The sequence below is a fragment of the Micromonospora sp. HNM0581 genome (genome assembly GCF_012726175.1).
Lineage (GTDB): Bacteria > Actinomycetota > Actinomycetes > Mycobacteriales > Micromonosporaceae > Micromonospora.
Window position 1 is genome coordinate 409,388 of record NZ_JAASAD010000001.1, and the last position, 17,991, is coordinate 427,378.

Here is a 17,991-nt window from a genome sequence, read left to right on the forward strand (position 1 = left end):
TCTCCTCTGTCGTGCCGAGTTGGGTCTGGCGTACCTTCCCCACCGCCGAGTGTGGCAGCACGTCGCCGGAATCGACTCCGGAGGGTACGTGAACTTGGCCAGATTACGCGTGTGGGGGCGACGGTCCACGAAGGCACGGCCGGTCCCGCTTACGGAACCGAACCCGTCACCGACCGTGCGGTACAGATGCGACAGTCCCGGCCCGCCGATGGTCCGACCGCTGTCTGCACCAGACTCCAGCAGGCCGAAGCTCCTGACGGTCGACCCGACCTCTAGCTGCAAGAACATCGGCTTCTCTCAAGCAGCTTCGTCGTCGGTTGTCAACTACGCCCGACGGACAACCGGTCCGCCAGCCCAGCGACACGTCGGGAAATACTTTGGCCCTGTGTAACGGACTTGCCACGCGCGGGTGACGTTGGCCCTATCATCACTCGGGTCGGCTCACCCCATTTGCCGTGAGTCGACACCCCTCAGCCCGAGGAGGCCCCCGTGCCGTTGAGCGCATTGGACCAGCACCTCAAGGGGATCTGCCGCCCGCCGGCACACCCCGGAGCCAGCCTGCCCGACAGGGCACCGACCGGTGGACCGGTCGGTGTCGCGTTGGCGGCCACCGGCGGAACGGAGGCGGCGCGATGACCACCTTCGGCTTCGCAGAGCGTCCGGTCGGCCTCACCGGTCCGGTCGCCCGCGCTCCGATGAACGAACGCGGCGGCCTCCACGGCACCCCTGACGCATCGACCAACCTGACCGTCCGTGGTGATGGTGCCGCGCGCCGGGTGGGTAGTAGGCCCCATCAGAACGAGCCGCCACATAGACCTCCCATACCTGGCGGAAACGCCAAACCTGCCGGTGGGCGGTTAGCGTCCCCGAACCGCCCGACGATGCCGGCTCAGGCTCGGCGCAGTGGGGACACACCGGTCACCGAGGTGTCCACCACCGAGACCGCGGTACTTCCCGCGGTGCCCGCGACGACCGGCACCTCGACCGGGTTCCCGAGCCGCCCGGATCCCTCCGATCCGGCCACCGAGGTCTGGGCCCTCGTCGAACGCGCCCAGGCCGGCGAGGCCGAGGCGTTCGGGCTGATCTACGACCGCTACGTGGACACAGTGTTCCGCTTCGTCTACTTCCGGGTCGGCAACCGGCAACTCGCCGAGGACCTCACCTCCGACACCTTCCTGCGCGCCCTCAAACGGATCGGCAGCTTCACCTGGCAGGGGCGCGACCTCGGGGCCTGGCTGGTCACCATCGCCCGCAACCTGGTCGCCGACCACTTCAAGTCCGGCCGGTACCGGCTGGAGGTCACCACCGGCGACGTCCTCGACGCCGACCGGGAGGATCGGGGTCCGGAGGGCAGCCCGGAGGCGGCGGTGGTGGAGCACATCACGAACGTCGCCCTGTTGAGCGCGGTGAAACGCCTCAACCCGGAGCAGCAGGAATGCATCGTGCTCCGCTTCCTCCAGGGTTTCTCGGTGGCCGAGACAGCCCGGGCGATGGGCAAGAACGAGGGCGCGATCAAGGCGCTGCAGTACCGGGCGGTCCGGGCGCTGGCCCGGCTGCTTCCGGACGGCTTCCAGCCGTGAACGTCCGCACCGTCACGGTCGCTGCCGCTCCAGCCCACTGCCGGTCACTCAGCCCGGCAACGATCACTTTGCGTAATTTCTGCACCGCGTGGGCCGTAACCCACCCCCGGCACTGCGCGTTTCTCCGAGTGCGACCGGTGACAGACCGGGAGCCCACGGGGGCCTCCGGATGATCTGCGATGGTGCCGACGACGGTCACCCACCGTGGTGAACCAGGTTCACCGGTCGCTGGCGGTGAACACGGCCGACCGGCCGTGACCAGCGAGAGGAGGTGCCACGGTGGACAACGCCCTCTTCTCCCGTCGGCGCGCCGAGCGCTTCGCGCAGCTTCTCGACGAAGCCAACGGCGGCCGACGTCATCACGTGAAATCCAGGAACGACGACCACCTCGCACCACTCGTCACGCTCGGCCGGCAGCTCGGTGCCAACGCGCCGGACGCCGAGGTCGACCCGGAATTCCGCACCGGCCTGCGGGCGATGCTGCTCGCGACCGCCGCTCGTGAAGGCATCGGCACCGCCGCCGCACGACCGGCCGAGCGGAAAACGTCCACTCGTGGATCACTCCTACCTGCGGTCACCGCCCGGCGGGCCCGTGCTCGCGGTGCGATCCTGATCGGCATCGCCGCCGGTGCCGTCGCAGTTTCCGGCATCTCAGCGGCAAGTGAGAACGCAGTCCCCGGTGACGCGCTGTACGGCATGAAGCGTGGCACCGAACGGGCGCAGCTCGCGCTCACCAGCTCCGACATCAGCCGGGGTCAGCTCTTCCTCGACTTCGCCCGTACCAGGTTGGCCGAGGCCACCACGTTGCGGGGCAACCCGAGCGGGTACAGCGCCGTGCTGGACGACATGGACGCGGACACCCGACAGGCCGTACGCATACTCACCGGAGCGGCGGCGCAACGCTCGGATCCCACGGCGCTTGCCGCAGTCGACGCGTTCCTCGCAGACCAGCGGCGTTCGCTCAACACACTGGAGGGCCGTGGCTCCCGGATCGACCGGGTTCGCACCGGCGAGTCCCTGGCTCTGCTCGAAGCCGTCGCCGAGCGGGCCGACGCTGTGCGCGCCGCCATCGCCTGTGGTCAGCAGTTCACCGTCACCAGCGACACGCTCGGCCCGATCCCCGCCGTCTGCGCCTGACCGGCGCCCCGCAGCCGTCGGGAGAGCTGCAAGATCTGCGGACTGATCCGATCCGACACCGAGTATGGCCGCGTTCGACGCCCTTCCCGGTGCGCTCGCTCAGGGACCGAACGGGTCCGGGCGCCGTTCCAGCAACTGGTGCAGGGTCTGCTGGATGGTCTCCCGTACCTGGTCGGCGAGGTTGAACACGACAAGCGGATCGTCCGCGGAGTCCATCAGGTGCTCCGTCGGGATCGGCGGGCAGAACTCGATGAGCCACTTGCTCGGCAACGGCACCATGCCCAGCGGCCCGAGCCAGGGGAAGGTCGGGGTCACCGGGAAGTACGGCAGCTTGAGCAGGCGGGCCAGTGGTTTGATGTCGGCGAGCATCGGATAGATCTCCTCGCCGCCGACGATGGCCACCGGGATGATCGGAGTGCCGGTGCGAAGCGCCGCCGAGACGAAGCCTCCCCGACCGAAGCGTTGCAGCTTGTAGCGTTGCGCGTACAGCTTGCCGACGCCCTTGAAGCCCTCCGGGAAGACGCCCACCAGCTCGCCGTGGCGCATGAGCCGCTCGGCGTCCGGGTTGCAGGCCATCGTGCCGCCGGTCTTGCGGGCGATCTCGGAGACCACCGGCATCCGGAAGACCAGATCCGCACCGAGCAGCCGCAGATCGCGGTGGTCCGGGTGCTCGTGGTGCAGCACAGTGGAGAGGATCAACGCGTCCAGTGCCACGGTGCCGGAGTGGTTGCCGACGATCAGCCCCGCCCCGTCCGTGGGTACGTGCGCCAAGCCGGTGACCTCGGTACGGAACCAGTCCCGGTAGAGGCGGCGCAGCAACGGGTGGAAAACCGCCCCGGTCAGGTCACGGTCGAAACCGAACTCGTCCACCTCGTAGTCGCCGGCCAGCCGTCGGCGCAGGAAAGCCAGACCGGAGGCGACCCGGCGGTCCCAAACGTCGCCCACCTGCTCCGGCGCGGTCGGGCGGTGTCCGTTGCGCTGCGCCGGGTCGGTCGGCACCGGCACCGCATACCGGTCGTCGAGGCGTGCCTCGTCGTGTCGTTCCTCGGGCCCGGTCACGACCGCTCCCGGACGGCGGCCCGAACCTGCCGGATCTGGTCCAGCACCAGCTGCTCGGCGGCGGCCAGTTGGTCCCGGGTCACCACGGCACGCCCGTGGTGTGCCCGGACGAAGTCGTCGAAGGCGGCGGCGGTCGAGCGGGGCGTGAAGGCGAACTCCCCCTCCAGCCGGGAGATGTCCACCACCCGGCCGTGCACGAAGAGGTCGACCTGGTCGAGGCCGTAGCGACCGAAGCCCATGACGCGGGCCAGCGCGACGGCACCGGACAGGCCCGGCTCCAGCACCGGCACGGAGATCCGACCGGCTCGACGGATCGCCTGCGACAGCGCGAGCACTCCCGGCCCGGCGACGTTGAAGGTGCCGGGATGATCCTCGACGACCGACCGGTGCAGCACCTCCAGCGCGTCGTCGAAGTGCAGGAACTGCAACCGGGCGTCCCGACCGAAGATGGTCGGCACCACCGGCTGCGCGAAGTACCGGGTCAGTGTGGTGTCCGCCGTCGAGCCGATGAACGGTGCGAAGCGCAGCACGGTGGCGGTGACGTCACCGCGTCGACGGCGAAAACCCCGGACGTACCCCTCGATGTCGAGGATGTCGCGGCCGAAGCCACCCCGCGGTACCTCACGCGGTTCGGTCTCCTCGGTGAAGACGGCCGGATCGCGGAACGAGGCGCCGTACGCCGCGGTGGAGGAGCGGACCACGATCTTGCGTAGCCGTGGTGCCCGTTGGCATGCGGCGAGCAGTTGCATGGTGCCGATGACGTTCTGCTCCTTCATCGCCGCCCGGCCACCGTGTTGCGGATCGGGGGCGCTGACCAGGGCCAGGTGCACCACGGTGTCCACGTCGAGGTCGGCGAGGAGGCCACCGACGGAGCCGGCGTCGACCTGGATCCGCTCCACCTGGTCGAGCAGTGCGTCGACCTCTGGCCCCGGTTCCGGCAGATCGATACCGATGACCCGGTCGATCCGCGGGTCGGCGGCGAGCCGGGCGGCGACGTGTGCGCCGAGATAGCGACTCACGCCGGTCACGACGACGACCCCCGGGGGGCTCTGGGAGCCACCGGGGGTCATGTCTGGCACCCACCTCGGCAGGTGGGACCGAGCCGGGGCAGCCACGGCCTGATCACCTGAGCCTCCGAGGGTCGACAGTTGGCGAGGGACGGACGCCGGGACCAGGCCCGGCGTCGGTCACTTGCCGAGACGGCGACGCTGGACGCGGGTCTTGCGCAGCAGCTTGCGGTGCTTCTTCTTAGCCATGCGCTTGCGGCGCTTCTTGACCACCGAGCCCATACGACAGCCTTTCGATGCAACGTGCGGCGCGACCGGGAGGACACCACGAACCCGTGGCGTCGGCGACCGCTTGCGGACAGGGACCGGACCGGCGGGGTGGGCGGCGGAGCGCACCAGCGGTCACGATCGGAGTCCAGCGTAGCGGGACTGCGTCAGCAGGACCAACGCGCCCCCGCTCGATGCCCGTTCCACCGGGCCCGGGTGGCCCGGCCGCACCAGGGTCAGGCGGTCTCCTGGAAGGCGCCGCGCAGGTACTCGTGGACCGCGTGCTCCGGCACCCGGAACGACCTGCCCACCCGCACCGCGGTCAGCTCGCCGCTGTGCACCAGGCGGTAGACCGTCATCTTCGACACCCGCATGACCGTTGCCACCTCGGCGACGGTCAGGAACTTGACCTCCGACAGCCGACCGTCGGACTGCGACCCGGCCATGGCTCACCCGACCCATCCCATGCCCGGCGCGTGCCGCCACACGGGTCCTCCCGCGCGGCCGGCGACGCGCGTGTTACCAGTACGGTAGCGGGACGGCTGTGACCGGCGCGATCCCTTCCTGCAACTGATCATGGATCGTGCCGGTGCGGCGGCGAAAAACCCCTGGTCGGGTAGCGTCCTCAAGATTCTGGCGACGATCAACCTCGGCCGCGGGTATCGAGGATCTCACTCGGCACGCAGGACCACCACCGGGTCGAGTCGACCGGCCCGCTGGGCGGGTACCACCCCGAAGACGATGCCGACCGCTGCCGAGACACCTAACCGGCATCCCCGATCGTGTCGATCGGGGGTGCCCGGCGGCTACGGGCTACTTCCGGGAGACAAGCGCGCGAGCGAAGAACGCCAGGTTGGCGGGGCGTTCGGCGAGACGGCGCATCAGATAGCCGTACCAGTCGTCGCCGTACGGTAGATAGGTACGCACCGTGTAACCCTCGCCCACCAGACGGGCCTGCTCCTCCGGCCGGATGCCGTAGAGCATCTGGAACTCGAAACGGTCGGGATCACGGTCGAACCAGCGTGCCCGGTCCTCGCCGATGGCGATCAGGCGCGGATCGTGAGTGGCCAGCATCGGATAGCCGTCGCCGGACATGAGGATGTTGAGGCACCGGACGTACGACCTGTCGACGTCGCGGGCCGACTGGTACGCCACCGACTCCGGCTCCCGGTACGCGCCCTTGCACAGCCGCACCCGTGACCCGGCGGCGGCCAACTCGCGGCAATCGGACTCGGTACGCCGCAGGTATGCCTGTAGCACCGCCCCGGTCGACGGGTGGTCCTTGCGGAGCTTGGCCAGGATGTCCAGGGTCGAGTCGGTGGTGGTGTGGTCCTCCATGTCGAGGGTGACCGTGGTGCCCGCCGCCTCGGCGGCGGCGCAGATCGCCCGGGCGTTGTGATAGGCGAGTTGCTCGTCGAATCCCTGACCGAGCGCGGAGAGCTTCACACTCACCTCGGCGGCAGGGGTCAACGTCGCCTCGGCGAGCATCCGCAGCAACGCGAGGTACTCGTCCCGGGTGGCGTTGGCCTGCTCGCCGGTGACGGTGTCCTCACCGAGGTTGTCGAGGGTGACCGCGAGACCGTCGTCGACGAGTTCGCGGGTCGCGCGTAACGCGTCGTCGGTCTTGGCGCCGGCGACGAACCGGCGGACGACGTCCCGCGAGAACGGGGCCGTCGCGACGAGCCGCTCGACCCGGGTTGACCGGGAGGCGGCGAGGATGACGGTACGGAGCATGAGCCGAGCGTAACGCCCACTCCACCGCAAGATACGTGCCCTGCCGGCCTGCGGCGCGGGGCGGACGGGATGGCGTTCATCGGTTACAACCATGTCGTGGACCAACGCCCCCGCCGCCGGCTCCGGTCGGCCTCCGTGCAGCTCGGCGCGATCACCGCTCTGGCGCTCGCCCTCTCCGGCTGCGACATGACCTCCGACGACGACGATGACGACTGCGCCCTCGGCCCCACCGGTGGCGGTGAGACGGTCTCCCTGGCACTGCGGGTGCCCCCGACTGCCGGGAACAGCGTCGGCCGCGCCGCCCCCACTCCGGTCGGCGCGGCGGTGCCCGAACGCAGTGGCTTCGGCACACACCTCGCCTCCTGCGGCGGTTGAGCATGCGCCGCGAGCTGACCACACCGCGCCCCGACTGGGACAGCACCATCCGCGACCAGGGCTTGGTCTACGTCGACACGGAACTACCCGACGGTGGAACGATGTCGTACTGGGACGAGTCCGCCGCGTACGCCTTCGAACTGGACGAGGTGCTACGGCTGGAGGAGGCCACCGAGGAACTGCACCGGATGTCGGTCGCCGCCGCCGAACACGTGGTCGCGCGTGACCGGTACGCCGAGTTCGGCATCCCGGCGTGGGCGGCCGAGGCGGTCGCCCGCGCACTGCGGGAGACGCCACCGACCCTCTACGGCCGCTTCGACCTCTGGTACGACGGTAGTTGGCCGCCGAAGCTGCTGGAGTACAACGCCGACACCCCGACCGCCCTGGTCGAGGCGAGCATCATCCAGTGGTACTGGCTGGAGCACACCCGGCCTGAACTGGATCAGTGGAACAGTCTGCACGAGCGGCTCGTCGGCGCCTGGGCGAAGATCGGCGCCGGGCTGCACGACCGGCAGGTGCACGTGGTCTGGTCGAACGAGGAGGAGACCGGCGAGGATCACATGACCGCCGGCTACCTGGCCGAGACCGCCCGCCAAGCGGGCCTCGACGTCGACCTGCTGCCGATCCAGATGCTCGGCTGGGACGGCCGACGCTTCGTCGACGCCGCGGACCGCCCGGTGACCACCTGCTTCAAGCTTTACCCGTGGGAGTGGATGCTCGCCGAACCGTACGGCCCGCTGGCGCTGGAGCCGGGAACCCCGACCACCTGGATCGAGCCGGCCTGGAAGCTGCTGTTGTCGAACAAGGCGCTGCTCGCCGTGCTGTGGGAGCTCTACCCGGGGCACGAGTTGCTGCTGCCGGCCTACCTGGACTCGCCGCGTGGGATGTCCGAGTACGTCGCCAAGCCGCTGCTCGGTCGGGAGGGTGCCGCGGTGCGGATCGTCACCCCCGGTGGCGAGATCGACAGTCCAGGTGACTACGGCGACGAGGGCTACTGCTACCAGGAGTTCCGGGCACTGCCCGAGTACGCCGGCAACCACCTCGTACTGGGTAGCTGGGTCGTCGACGGCGAGTCTGCCGGCGTTGGGCTGCGGGAGAGTACCAGCCTGATCACCGACGGCTATGCGCGCTTCCTGCCGCACTACATCGACGCGCCACGCCCGGCATGAGTCGTCTACCGTTGGGGGGGTGAACTTCGATGCGTACGCCCGGACCGGGGTTGACCTTGTCAACGCGCGCCTGGACGACCTCGACGATCTGCGTGCCGTCTTCTGCGACGACCAGGGGTGGATGCGCGACGAGGTGGCGGAACGGGACCTGCCGACCTTCCGGCGCGCACAGAAGCGGCTGCGTGACGTCTTCGAGTACGGCACCTCAGGGCGCGACACCGAGGCGGTGAACGAGTTGAACACCCTGCTGGAGGCGTTCCCGGTGCAGCCGCGCATCTCGGGGCACGACTCCAGCGACTGGCACATGCACGTGACCAGCCGAGGTGCCTCGGTCAGTTCGGAGTACCTCGCTGGCGCGGTGTGGGGTCTGTCGGTGTGGCTGTGCGAGTACGGCAGCGCCCGGTTCGGCGTCTGTGCCGACGACCGCTGCGGCAACGTCTACCTGGACACCTCGTCGAACTGCTGCCGGCGGTTCTGTTCGGAGCGCTGCGCCACCCGCTCGCATGTGGCCGCGCACCGGGCCCGTAAGCGGGCTGCCGTGCCCAGCCAGCCGGAGACACTGACACCGGTCTCCTGATCTGCCCCGGTGGGGACGGTCGGGCTTCAGACGTCGACCGGTGACGTCGTGCTGAGGTGCTGCCGGGCGAAGGCCAGCGCCTCGCGTAGATCCGTCTCCCGTACCTGCCGACTCTTCGCCCCCCGGGTGGTCACCTCCACCGCCACCGATCCGGAGAAGCCCCGCCCGGCCAGTGAACGCAGCAACTCGGCGCAGGGCTGGTTGCCTCGTCCCGGCACCAGGTGCTCGTCGCGACCCTCACCGGTGCCGTCCCCGAGATGAACGTGCGCCAGACCGTCGCCCATCCGGTCCGCCATCGCCAACGCGTCGCTGTGCGAGGCCGCGCAGTGCGACAGATCCAGCGTGTACGATGCGTAACCGACCTCGGTGGGATCCCATCCGGGCACGTACGGGACGAACTGGCGGCCGGCCATCCGTACCGGGTACATGTTCTCCACCGCGAACCGCAGACCACCGAACTCGCCGGCCACCCGGTCGAGCCCTTCGGCGAAGCCTCGCGCATAGTCCCGTTGCCAGGTGAACGGCGGGTGCACCACGACCGTCGGCGCTTGCAGCGTCTCGGCCAGCACCGCCGCCCGGCGCAGCCGCTCCCACGGATCGGGGCTCCACACCCGCTGGGTGACCAACAGGCACGGTGCGTGCACGGAGAGGACCGGCACCCCGTAGTGGTCGGAGAGTCCCCGCAGCGCGCCCGCGTCCTGGCTGACCGCGTCGGTCCACACCATGACCTCAAGGCCGTCGTAGCCATGCGTCGCGGCCAGCTGAAACGCCGCCGCGGTCCGCTCAGGAAAGACCGAGGAACTGGACAGGAGCACCGGGACGCGGGAAGTCACACCATCGAGGGTAGCCGGGATACGTCCGGGCATCATGACGAGAACCGGCGAAGCGGACATCGATGGACGATCCGTATCACACCGCAGCTAGTCGATCCAGTCGGCTGAGGATCACACCCTCCCGTAGCGCCCACGGGCAGACGTCAACCGCGTCGACCCCGAGCCGACGCATCACCGACTCGGCGACGACGGCACCGGCCAGCAGCTGATGGGCCCGGCCGGCACTGACCCCCTCCAACTCGACGAGTTGCGCCGGCGGAATGTACCGGATGAAGCCGAGCACCTGCCGCAGCCCGGACCGGGTGAGCCGGCGTCGAGCCCAGAGCCCGGCGCCGCTGGGTGCCGCACCGGCGAGCCGGGCCAGCGTACGGAACGTCTTGGAGGTCGCCACCGTTCGTTCCCACCCCACCTCGGTCATCCGCTCGACCACCGGATCGAGCTGAACGTCGACGTACTGCCGCAACTCCTCCACCGCTTCCGGGGTGGGCGGGACAGCGCTGTCCGGATCGACGCCGAGCCGGTCCCTGGTCAGCCGCCCGGCCCCCAGCGGCAGGGACACCGCGACGTCCGGATCCTCGTCGACACCGGCCGCGACCTCCAGCGAGCCGCCGCCGATGTCCAGCACCAACAGTCGCCCGGCGGACCAACCGAACCACCGCCGGACCGCGAGAAAGGTCATCCGCGCCTCGTCGGCACCGGAGAGCACCTCCAGCCGTACGCCGGTGGAATCCCTGACCCGGGTCAGTACGTCGGCCGCGTTCGTGGCATCGCGCACCGCCGAGGTGGCGAAGGCGATCAGGTCGTCGACCTCCAGGGCGGCAGCCGACGTACGCGCCGCCTCCACCGCCGTGATCAGCGCGGCCGATCCAGCCTCGCGCAGTGCGCCATCCGGACCGATCTGCTCGGCGAGCCGCAGCACGGTCTTCTCCGAGTGCGCCGGCCACGGATGCGCGCCACGATGGGCGTCAACCACCAGCAGATGCACCGTGTTGGAACCGACGTCGAGGACACCCAATCGCATGGAAGAACCCTAGGCCCACCGGGTTCGCGCCACTGAGCGGCCCGCCCGCCACACCACGCGTACGCTGGCCGGGTGACAGGGCAGATCGAACTCCATGTGCTGGTGGACGACCCGGCCGACCCGCGTAGCCGGGAGGTGCCGCTGGGCTTTCCCCGGGAGTGGGTCGAGTTCGTCGACCCGGCGGACGAGCGGCACCTGATCCGAGCCGACCTCACCTGGCTGCTGTCCCGGTGGACCTGCATCTTCGGCAAGGGCTGCCACGGCATCGTCGCCGGCCGGTCGGCCGACGGCTGCTGCTCGCACGGTGCGTTCTTCACCGACTCCGACGACGAATCGCGGGTACGCGCCGCGGTGAAGCGGCTGACGCCGCAGACCTGGCAGCACCACCGGCGCGGATTCAAGAACTGGACCGAGAACGACACCGTCGACGGTAGGAACCCCGCACGGCGGACGGCCACGCGGGATGCGGAGGGGCCCTGCGTCTTCCTCAACGACGCGGACTTCCCAGGCGGGGGTGGCTGCGCGCTGCACGGCCAGGCGCTACGCGACGGGGCTCATCCGCTGGAGTACAAGCCGGACGTGTGCTGGCAACTGCCGATCCGGCGCGACCAGGAGTGGGTCAAGCGGCCGGACGACACGAAGGTGCTGGTGTCCACGCTCGCCGAGTTCGACAGGCGCGGCTGGGGCGCCGGTGGGCACGATCTCGACTGGTGGTGCACCTCCTCCACCGACGCCCACGTCGGCACCGAACCCATGTACTCGTCCTACGCCCCGGAGCTGACCGCACTGATCGGCGAGCCCGCGTACACGAAACTGGCCGAGCTGTGCGCGGCACGGAGCCGGCAGGGCCTCGTCGCGCCGCACCCGGCCGACAACGCCTGACACCCGGGGGTGGGCGGGGCGGATCAGGGCTCGAACTTGTAGCCGAGGCCGCGCACGGTGACGATGTGGCGCGGGGTGGAAGGCTCCGGTTCGATCTTCGAGCGCAGCCGCTTGACGTGCACGTCGAGCGTCTTCGTGTCGCCGACATAGTCGGCACCCCAGACGCGGTCGATCAGCTGGCCCCGGGTGAGTACCCGACCCGCATTGCGCAGCAGCAGCTCAAGTAGCTCGAACTCCTTCAGCGGCAACTGCACCGCCCCGCCGTCCACCGTCACCACGTGCCGCTCGATGTCCATCCGGACCGGGCCGGCCGCAAGCGTCGGCGCACCCGACTCGGGCGCCTCCGGGCTCTGCCGGCGCAGCACCGCGCGAATCCGGGCGACCAGTTCCCGGGGGGAGTACGGTTTGGTCACGTAGTCGTCGGCGCCGATCTCCAGGCCGACCACCTTGTCGATCTCACTGTCCCGCGCGGTGACCATGATGATGGGCACGTGCGAACGCTGGCGCAACTGCCGGCAGACCTCGGTACCGGACATCTCCGGCAGCATCAGGTCGAGCAGGACGATGTCGGCGCCGGTCCGGTCGAACTCGGTGAGAGCCGACGTCCCCGTGGCGGCCACGGTGACCTCGAAACCCTCCTTGCGCAGCATGTACGACAGTGCGTCCGAGAACGACTCCTCGTCCTCGACCACCAGAACGCGACTCAACGGCGTTTCCTTTCATCGGTCGGACCGGGCGGAGCCCAGCCTGATCCAGGTGCGGTTCAGACCTGCCGGAGCTCGGCCGGACCGGCCTCGATCCCAGCAGGTGGCAGTGTCGCCAGCAGGTCGTCAGGCGGACTGGCTGGCAGCCGGAGGGTGAACGTCGACCCACCACCAAGAGTGCTCGTCACGTCGACCCGGCCGCCATGATTGCTCGCGATGTGCTTGACGATCGCCAATCCCAGGCCCGTACCGCCGGTCGCTCGCGAGCGCGCCTGATCGGCCCGGTAGAAGCGCTCGAAGATGCGCTCGACGTCGGTGGGGGCGATGCCGATTCCCTGGTCGGTGACCGCGATCTCCACCTGTTCCCCGGCGGTACGGGTGGCGATGCGTACCGTCGTGTCCTCAGCCGAGTAATTGAGGGCGTTCTCCACCAGGTTCGCCACCGCGGTGGCGAGCTGGTTGTCACTGCCGTACACGGTCAGGCCCCGCTCCGCTTCGACGGTCACCTCGATCCGGCGGGCGGCGGCAGCGGTCCGGGTCCGATCGATCACCTCGGAGATCACCCAGTCGACCGCGACCGGTTCGGGAGCCGGTTGCGGCTCGGCGCCCTGTAGCCGGGTCAGCTCCAGCAGCTCCTGCACCAGCCGCCCCAACCGGGTCGACTCGTGTTGGATTCGCTCGGCGAACCGCCGGGCGGCGATCAGGTCCTCGGAAAGATCCGGGCGCCCCTCGTCGGCCGGCTCGGTGGCGTCGAGCAGCGCCTCGGCGAGCAGCTGCAACGCACCGATCGGGGTTTTCAGTTCGTGGCTGACGTTGGCCACGAAGTCTCGACGTACCCGGGCCAGCCGGTGCGACTCGGTCACATCGGCCGCTTCCACCGCGATGTACCCGCTGCCCAGTCCCATCGCCCTCAGGTGCACGCCGAGCGGGTTCTCTCCGGCGTTGTCGCGGCCTCGGGGCAGGTCGAGCTCGATCTCGCGCCGCACACCGGTGCGCCGCACCTGCCCCGCCAGGGTACGGATCAGCGGATGCGCCGTGATCGAACCCGGCTGTCCCCCCGTCCGAAGCAGTCCCATCGCCCGTGCCGCCGGATTGACAAGTACCGGCACATCGTCTGAGTCGAGCACCACTACCCCTGCGCGCAGCGAATCGATCGCGCGGCGGCCGAGCTCGACCTGAATGTCGTCGACGATCGCGAGCCTCCCCTTGCCGAACCGGAAACCGGCCCACCCGTTTCCCGTGGGGCCGGTCGACCGGCGTGCCCTCGGGATCGTGCGGGACAGCCACAGGCCAGCGCCGACCCCGACCACCAGGGCCGTAGCCACACCTACCGTCACCGCCCACGTCACTCGGCGATCGTAGGGTCATTGTTAACCTGACTACCGCCCAGAACAGGACGAAGCACTCTCACTTCCGAAGAAGTTCACCTGCACGCCCGGCTCAGTTCATCGGTGTTCACCTCCGATCCGCCCGGGAGTCATAGCTTCGCGTCCTAGCTGCGCGAATCCCCGCTGGCGGGAGCGCCGGCACCGACCGACAGGACACGACAATGCGCGACGAGTTCCGGGCCGAACTTCAGGCCGTCAGCCAACTGCTTGTCGAAATGGCGGAGGGGATCCAGGCGGCACTGCGGCAGGCGACCCGGGCCCTGCTCACCGCCGACCGCCGGGCGGCCGAGTCCGTGATCGAACGGGACGCGGAGATCGACGAGCTCTACCACCAGGTCGAGGAGCGGGTATGTGACCTGCTGGCCCGTCAGGCACCTGTCGCCTCCGACCTGCGGGCCATGATCACCGCGCTGCACGTGGCTGCCGACCTGGAGCGGATGGGTGACCTGGCCGACCACGTGGCCAAGACCGCGTTGCGCCGACACCCGTCGCCGGCTGTGCCGGCCGAGCTGCGCCCGGTCTTCACGGACATGGCCGGCATCGCCGACCGGATGGCCGAGAAGATCGCCTCGGTGCTGGCCCGCCCCGATGCCGACCTCGCCGCCGAGCTGGACCGCGACGACGACGCCATGGACGAGCTGCACAAGGGGTTGTTCGGGGTGCTGCTCGGCGCCGACTGGCCGTACGGTGTGGAGACCGCGATCGACGCCACCCTGCTGGGGCGATTCTACGAACGCTTCGCCGACCACGCGGTCAACAGCGCCGAGCACGTCGTCTACCTGATCACCGGCGAAACCGTCCCCTGACGAAGGAGGGGCCCCTGTCGACGCCGGGCGCACGGCAGGGGTCCCTCCCAAACGAATCGACCAGCTCAGCGGCCCTGGTTGGCGACCGCAGCGGCGGCCTCCTTCGCGGCCTCCGGGTCGAGGTAGGTGCCCCCGAGCGTCTGGGGACGCAGCAGCGGGTCCAGGTCGTAGCGCAGCGGAATCCCGGTGGGAATGTTGAGCTTCGCGATGGCCTCGTCACTGATCTGGTCCAGGTGCTTCACCAGCGCCCGCAGCGAGTTTCCATGCGCGGCCACCAGCACCGTACGACCGGCCAGGATGTCCGGCACGATCGAGTCGTACCAGTACGGCAGCATCCGCTCGACGACGTCCTTCAGACACTCGGTACGCGGCATCAGCTCGGTCGGCAGCAACGCGTACCGCGGATCGCCGACCTGCGACCACTCGTCGTCATCCGCGATCGGGGGCGGCGGGGTGTCGTACGAGCGGCGCCAGCGCATGAACTGCTCCTCGCCGTACTCCTCAAGGGTCTGCTTCTTGTTCTTGCCCTGCAATGCGCCATAGTGACGCTCGTTGAGTCGCCACGACCGACGCACCGCGATCCAGTGTCGGTCGGCGGCGTCGAGTGCCAACTCGGCGGTCCGGATGGCGCGACGCATCACGCTGGTGTGCACCACGTCCGGCAGCAGGCCGTGTTCGCGGAGCAGTTCGCCACCACGACGCGCCTCACTCTCCCCCTTCGTGGTCAGGTCGACGTCGACCCAGCCGGTGAAGAGGTTCTTGGCGTTCCAGTCGCTCTCGCCGTGCCGCAGCAGGACCAGCGTCCCGACGGTGGGCCCCTCGCTAGCTGTCATGCGGATCATCCTGCCGCACCCCGTGGTGGACCGCGCGGGAAGGGTGGTGACGACCACCACGTGGAAATACGGATGACCGCGATTCCGGCAGCCCACTAGGTTGGTAAGGATCCAACAGAACATCAGGCATTACGGGAACGGGGGCGCGGGCGTGCGCGCTGTACGGGGTTGGTTCCGGGACACCACGGGCGGGCTACCGCGGACCTTCTGGTACCTGTGGACGGGCACGCTGATCAACCGGCTCGGCTCGTTCGTCCTGGTCTTCCTCGCCATCTACCTGACCCAGGAACGCGGCTTCTCCGCCGCGCAGGCGGGCCTGGTGCTCGGTGCGTGGGGTGTGGGTGGCGCGTTCGGCACCACCGCCGGCGGCACCCTGACCGACCGGTGGGGCCGCCGACCGACCCTGCTCACCGCCCATCTCGGTGCCGCCACGATGATGCTCGCCCTGGGTTTCGCCCGTGACCTGTGGACGGTCACGGCAGGTGCGTTGCTGCTCGGCCTCTTCGCTGAGGCGGCCCGCCCGGCATTCGGCGCCACGATGATCGATGTGGTGCCGGATCGGGACCGGCTGCGTGCCTTCTCGCTCAACTACTGGGCGATCAATCTCGGCTTCGCCTGCGCCGCAGTGCTCGCCGGCTTCGCGGCACAGGCCGGTTACCTGCTGCTCTTCGTGGTCAACGCGGCCACCACGGTGGTCACCGCACTGATCATCTTCGTGAAGGTCAAGGAGACCCGAACGATCACCGTCGACCTGCCGCGCGGGGGCGCACCGGCCGGGCCCCTGCGGGCCATCCTGGCCGACCGGGTGTATCTCGTTTTCGTCGCCCTGAACCTGCTCGGAGCGCTCGTCTTCCTCCAGCACATCTCGATGCTGCCGATCGCGATGGCCGACTCCGGTCTGAGCCCCGCCACGTACGGGTCGGTGATCGCACTCAACGGCGTGCTGATCGTGGCCGGGCAGCTCTTCGTACCCCGGCTGATCAAGGGGCGCAGCCGGTCACACGTGCTCGCCCTGGCCGCGGTGGTGATGGGCGTGGGCTTCGGGCTCACCGCGTTCGCCGAGGTCGCCTGGTTCTACGGGCTGACCGTGCTGATCTGGACCATCGGCGAGATGCTCAACTCGCCGTCCAACGCCACCCTGATCGCCGAACTCTCCCCCGCCGAGTTGCGCGGACGCTACCAGGGCGTCTTCTCGCTCTCCTGGCAGCTGGCCGGGGCGGCGGCACCGATCCTCGGCGGGTTGGTGCGGGAGCAGGCCGGCAACGCGACCCTCTGGGCCGGCTGCGCCGCGATCGGTCTGGTGATGGCGGTGGGCCACCTGCTCTCCGGGCCGGCACGGGAACGGCGTGCCCTCGCGTTGCGTACCGTACGGGCCGAACCGGTGGTCACCACCCAGTCGACCGCACCCCGACCCGCCGCACCGCAGGCCGCCGAGCCGGTGACCACCTCGCGAGGTTGAACGCCCCGCGCGAGGGTGAAACGCCCCGGGGGCTGCACCAGCGGCCCTACCCACCCCCCCCCCCGCGGGGGGGCTCATTCCCGTACGACCGGCGGCGGCGGGCGGCACTCACCCCCGTAAGCGACGCCCGCTCGCGCCGCCGGTCCAAACAGGTGGGCCACCGTCCCCCAACGGTGTCGGTCCACCTGTCCTCCGTGCCCCACCCGGTCGTACAGATCTCATCGATCCGCCGCTCCCCCGAACGGTGCCGAGCGCGACACGGTGCAGTAAAGCTAATGCGGCCTGACCTCGCGATTCAACCCACGCAGCTGTCTCGCCCGTCACAGCGGCAGTCCTGTTCAAGATGACGCCCAGGGTCCTCTCGGTTCTAGGCCAACAGGTGTTACCCGGGTGCTATTCCGGTAAACCTCTCACCCGTCCTCACGGTCGGGTGACTCGGTCCGGAAGAAGTTGCTCTGCCGGCCGTCCCGCATCTGCTCCTGGTAGATCAAGTTGAGTTTCCGCAGGTCGAAAGTGTGGAACCACTCGTCCCAGGTGATCTCGCGGATTCGGCTGCTCTCCCGATAACCCGGCATGTTGAACGTCAGCACCCCGATCCGGCCCGCACGCTCGGTACCGCTGACGGTCGCCGGTTTGGCTCCCCGCTCCCGGGCCCATCGTCGAATGACGTCGTGGCTGGTGGTCACCAGGCTGCGCCCGAGGCGCTCCGGCCGGTCCTGCAACGACGAGATCAGCTGCGAAGACCGGACCGACCGGGAAGTCGACCGACCGGTCCGCGCCGCACCCGAGGCGGACCTGCGGGCCGCGCCTGTCGTCCTGCCGGCGGTGCCGGCCTTCTTCGTGCTGGCCGCCCGACCGGCCGGGCCGCTGCCGCGACGCCCGGCGCCGCCGGCCCGCAACGTCTTGACGAGCGTCTTCACCAACTCCGGCTTACGTAGTGCCGAAATGCCGGAGACCCCGTGTCGCCGCAGTTGTCCCCGAAGGTCGTCCACCCGCATCCGGGCGATCTCCGACTCGGAGATCCGAGGCGTGTTCGGGGTCCGGTCGCCACCCTGCCGTCTGGTCCTGGTCGCGGTACCGCCGCGACCCGAGCTGCTTCGCTGAGCCATGGACGCTCACGCTCCTCGCCACTCGCTGTCTCGGCGCGGCGGGTCCCAACG

20 protein-coding genes are annotated in these 17,991 nt (G+C 69.6%); 9 read left to right on the plus strand and 11 right to left on the minus strand.

Annotation, left to right across the window (positions count from 1 at the left end; genetic code table 11):
- The first annotated feature begins 489 nt into the window (after positions 1 to 489).
- The 3 genes from HCA58_RS01935 to HCA58_RS01945 all read left to right on the plus strand — a co-directional run bounded on the left by HCA58_RS01935 (position 490) and on the right by HCA58_RS01945 (position 2,717).
- The gene (locus tag HCA58_RS01935) at positions 490 to 636 is read left to right on the plus strand and encodes a hypothetical protein (protein ID WP_169595969.1); all 147 of its coding nucleotides are present in this window, start codon (positions 490 to 492) and stop codon (positions 634 to 636) included.
- Positions 633 to 1,580 (plus strand): ECF subfamily RNA polymerase sigma factor, BldN family, encoded by a 948-nt coding sequence (locus HCA58_RS01940; RefSeq protein ID WP_169595970.1) that lies wholly within the window; start codon positions 633 to 635, stop codon positions 1,578 to 1,580. Before HCA58_RS01935 ends, HCA58_RS01940 begins: the two co-directional genes overlap by 4 nt.
- A 279-nt stretch (positions 1,581 to 1,859) precedes the next feature.
- Positions 1,860 to 2,717, plus strand: coding sequence for a DUF5667 domain-containing protein (locus HCA58_RS01945; protein WP_169595971.1), 858 nt, complete (start codon positions 1,860 to 1,862; stop codon positions 2,715 to 2,717).
- Positions 2,718 to 2,816: 99 nt separating this feature from the next.
- Here the strand turns inward: HCA58_RS01945 and HCA58_RS01950 are convergent, their stop codons facing one another.
- The 5 genes from HCA58_RS01950 to HCA58_RS01970 form a co-directional block, all read right to left on the minus strand.
- Positions 2,817 to 3,716, minus strand: a complete 900-nt coding sequence (locus HCA58_RS01950; protein ID WP_169596166.1) for a lysophospholipid acyltransferase family protein — start codon at positions 3,714 to 3,716, stop codon at positions 2,817 to 2,819.
- 56 nt (positions 3,717 to 3,772) lie between these two features.
- Positions 3,773 to 4,846 (minus strand): NAD-dependent epimerase/dehydratase family protein, encoded by a 1,074-nt coding sequence (locus HCA58_RS01955; RefSeq protein ID WP_169595972.1) that lies wholly within the window; start codon positions 4,844 to 4,846, stop codon positions 3,773 to 3,775.
- A 117-nt stretch (positions 4,847 to 4,963) separates the two neighbouring features.
- On the minus strand, positions 4,964 to 5,065 hold the full coding sequence (locus tag HCA58_RS01960) for an AURKAIP1/COX24 domain-containing protein (RefSeq protein ID WP_007465623.1): 102 nt from the start codon (positions 5,063 to 5,065) through the stop codon (positions 4,964 to 4,966).
- A gap of 221 nt (positions 5,066 to 5,286) precedes the next feature.
- Positions 5,287 to 5,496, minus strand: a complete 210-nt coding sequence (locus HCA58_RS01965) for a helix-turn-helix domain-containing protein (RefSeq protein ID WP_007465625.1) — start codon at positions 5,494 to 5,496, stop codon at positions 5,287 to 5,289.
- 367 nt (positions 5,497 to 5,863) lie between these two features.
- Positions 5,864 to 6,784 carry a proline dehydrogenase family protein gene (locus HCA58_RS01970; protein WP_169595973.1) on the minus strand — a complete coding sequence of 307 codons (921 nt, stop codon included), beginning with the start codon at positions 6,782 to 6,784 and terminating at the stop codon, positions 5,864 to 5,866.
- 69 nt (positions 6,785 to 6,853) lie between these two features.
- On the opposite strand from HCA58_RS01970, the gene HCA58_RS23300 reads away from it, so the two are divergent.
- From HCA58_RS23300 to HCA58_RS01985, 3 genes are read left to right on the plus strand one after another with little or no spacing between them, the layout of a single operon-like run.
- A complete protein-coding gene (locus HCA58_RS23300; RefSeq protein WP_240955375.1) occupies positions 6,854 to 7,159 on the plus strand; it encodes a hypothetical protein in 306 nt (101 codons plus the stop codon).
- A 2-nt stretch (positions 7,160 to 7,161) separates the two neighbouring features.
- A complete protein-coding gene (locus HCA58_RS01980) occupies positions 7,162 to 8,328 on the plus strand; it encodes a glutathionylspermidine synthase family protein (RefSeq protein ID WP_169596168.1) in 1,167 nt (388 codons plus the stop codon).
- 19 nt (positions 8,329 to 8,347) lie between these two features.
- Entirely contained in the window at positions 8,348 to 8,905 is a 558-nt protein-coding gene (locus tag HCA58_RS01985) for a CGNR zinc finger domain-containing protein (RefSeq protein ID WP_169595974.1), read from the plus strand.
- Between the two features lie 26 nt (positions 8,906 to 8,931).
- Here HCA58_RS01985 and HCA58_RS01990 read toward each other — a convergent pair whose 3' ends face one another.
- On the minus strand, positions 8,932 to 9,738 hold the full coding sequence (locus tag HCA58_RS01990; RefSeq protein WP_346775843.1) for a sugar phosphate isomerase/epimerase: 807 nt from the start codon (positions 9,736 to 9,738) through the stop codon (positions 8,932 to 8,934).
- A gap of 76 nt (positions 9,739 to 9,814) precedes the next feature.
- Positions 9,815 to 10,759, minus strand: a complete 945-nt coding sequence (locus HCA58_RS01995; RefSeq protein WP_169595975.1) for a Ppx/GppA phosphatase family protein — start codon at positions 10,757 to 10,759, stop codon at positions 9,815 to 9,817.
- 72 nt (positions 10,760 to 10,831) lie between these two features.
- Here HCA58_RS01995 and HCA58_RS02000 point away from each other — a divergent pair, with 72 nt between their 5' ends.
- Positions 10,832 to 11,641 carry a hypothetical protein gene (locus HCA58_RS02000; RefSeq protein ID WP_169595976.1) on the plus strand — a complete coding sequence of 270 codons (810 nt, stop codon included), beginning with the start codon at positions 10,832 to 10,834 and terminating at the stop codon, positions 11,639 to 11,641.
- Between the two features lie 23 nt (positions 11,642 to 11,664).
- Here HCA58_RS02000 and HCA58_RS02005 read toward each other — a convergent pair whose 3' ends face one another.
- The gene (locus HCA58_RS02005; RefSeq protein WP_169595977.1) at positions 11,665 to 12,348 is read right to left on the minus strand and encodes a response regulator transcription factor; all 684 of its coding nucleotides are present in this window, start codon (positions 12,346 to 12,348) and stop codon (positions 11,665 to 11,667) included.
- Positions 12,349 to 12,404: 56 nt separating this feature from the next.
- Positions 12,405 to 13,694, minus strand: coding sequence for an ATP-binding protein (locus HCA58_RS02010; RefSeq protein WP_346775844.1), 1,290 nt, complete (start codon positions 13,692 to 13,694; stop codon positions 12,405 to 12,407).
- A gap of 200 nt (positions 13,695 to 13,894) precedes the next feature.
- Here HCA58_RS02010 and phoU point away from each other — a divergent pair, with 200 nt between their 5' ends.
- Entirely contained in the window at positions 13,895 to 14,539 is a 645-nt protein-coding gene (gene phoU, locus HCA58_RS02015; RefSeq protein ID WP_169595978.1) for a phosphate signaling complex protein PhoU, read from the plus strand.
- A gap of 65 nt (positions 14,540 to 14,604) precedes the next feature.
- Here phoU and HCA58_RS02020 read toward each other — a convergent pair whose 3' ends face one another.
- A complete protein-coding gene (locus HCA58_RS02020; protein ID WP_169595979.1) occupies positions 14,605 to 15,372 on the minus strand; it encodes a phosphoglyceromutase in 768 nt (255 codons plus the stop codon).
- A 151-nt stretch (positions 15,373 to 15,523) separates the two neighbouring features.
- Between HCA58_RS02020 and HCA58_RS02025 the strand changes: the two genes are divergently transcribed.
- The gene (locus HCA58_RS02025) at positions 15,524 to 16,831 is read left to right on the plus strand and encodes an MFS transporter (protein WP_169595980.1); all 1,308 of its coding nucleotides are present in this window, start codon (positions 15,524 to 15,526) and stop codon (positions 16,829 to 16,831) included.
- Positions 16,832 to 17,241: 410 nt separating this feature from the next.
- Here the strand turns inward: HCA58_RS02025 and HCA58_RS02030 are convergent, their stop codons facing one another.
- The gene (locus tag HCA58_RS02030; RefSeq protein ID WP_169595981.1) at positions 17,242 to 17,940 is read right to left on the minus strand and encodes a hypothetical protein; all 699 of its coding nucleotides are present in this window, start codon (positions 17,938 to 17,940) and stop codon (positions 17,242 to 17,244) included.
- Between the last annotated feature and the right edge of the window lie 51 nt (positions 17,941 to 17,991).

Bases quoted from the DNA above. Each gene is read 5' to 3' on its own strand.
- HCA58_RS01940 (WP_169595970.1), top strand. From the start codon at position 633: ATGACCACCTTCGGCTTCGCAGAGCGTCCGGTCGGCCTCACCGGTCCG.
- HCA58_RS01955 (WP_169595972.1), bottom strand. From the start codon at position 4,846: ATGACCCCCGGTGGCTCCCAGAGCCCCCCGGGGGTCGTCGTCGTGACC.
- HCA58_RS01960 (WP_007465623.1), bottom strand. From the start codon at position 5,065: ATGGGCTCGGTGGTCAAGAAGCGCCGCAAGCGCATGGCTAAGAAGAAG.
- HCA58_RS01965 (WP_007465625.1), bottom strand. From the start codon at position 5,496: ATGGCCGGGTCGCAGTCCGACGGTCGGCTGTCGGAGGTCAAGTTCCTG.
- HCA58_RS01970 (WP_169595973.1), bottom strand. From the start codon at position 6,784: ATGCTCCGTACCGTCATCCTCGCCGCCTCCCGGTCAACCCGGGTCGAG.
- HCA58_RS23300 (WP_240955375.1), top strand. From the start codon at position 6,854: ATGGCGTTCATCGGTTACAACCATGTCGTGGACCAACGCCCCCGCCGC.
- HCA58_RS01980 (WP_169596168.1), top strand. From the start codon at position 7,162: ATGCGCCGCGAGCTGACCACACCGCGCCCCGACTGGGACAGCACCATC.
- HCA58_RS01995 (WP_169595975.1), bottom strand. From the start codon at position 10,759: ATGCGATTGGGTGTCCTCGACGTCGGTTCCAACACGGTGCATCTGCTG.
- phoU (WP_169595978.1), top strand. From the start codon at position 13,895: ATGCGCGACGAGTTCCGGGCCGAACTTCAGGCCGTCAGCCAACTGCTT.
- HCA58_RS02020 (WP_169595979.1), bottom strand. From the start codon at position 15,372: ATGACAGCTAGCGAGGGGCCCACCGTCGGGACGCTGGTCCTGCTGCGG.
- HCA58_RS02030 (WP_169595981.1), bottom strand. From the start codon at position 17,940: ATGGCTCAGCGAAGCAGCTCGGGTCGCGGCGGTACCGCGACCAGGACC.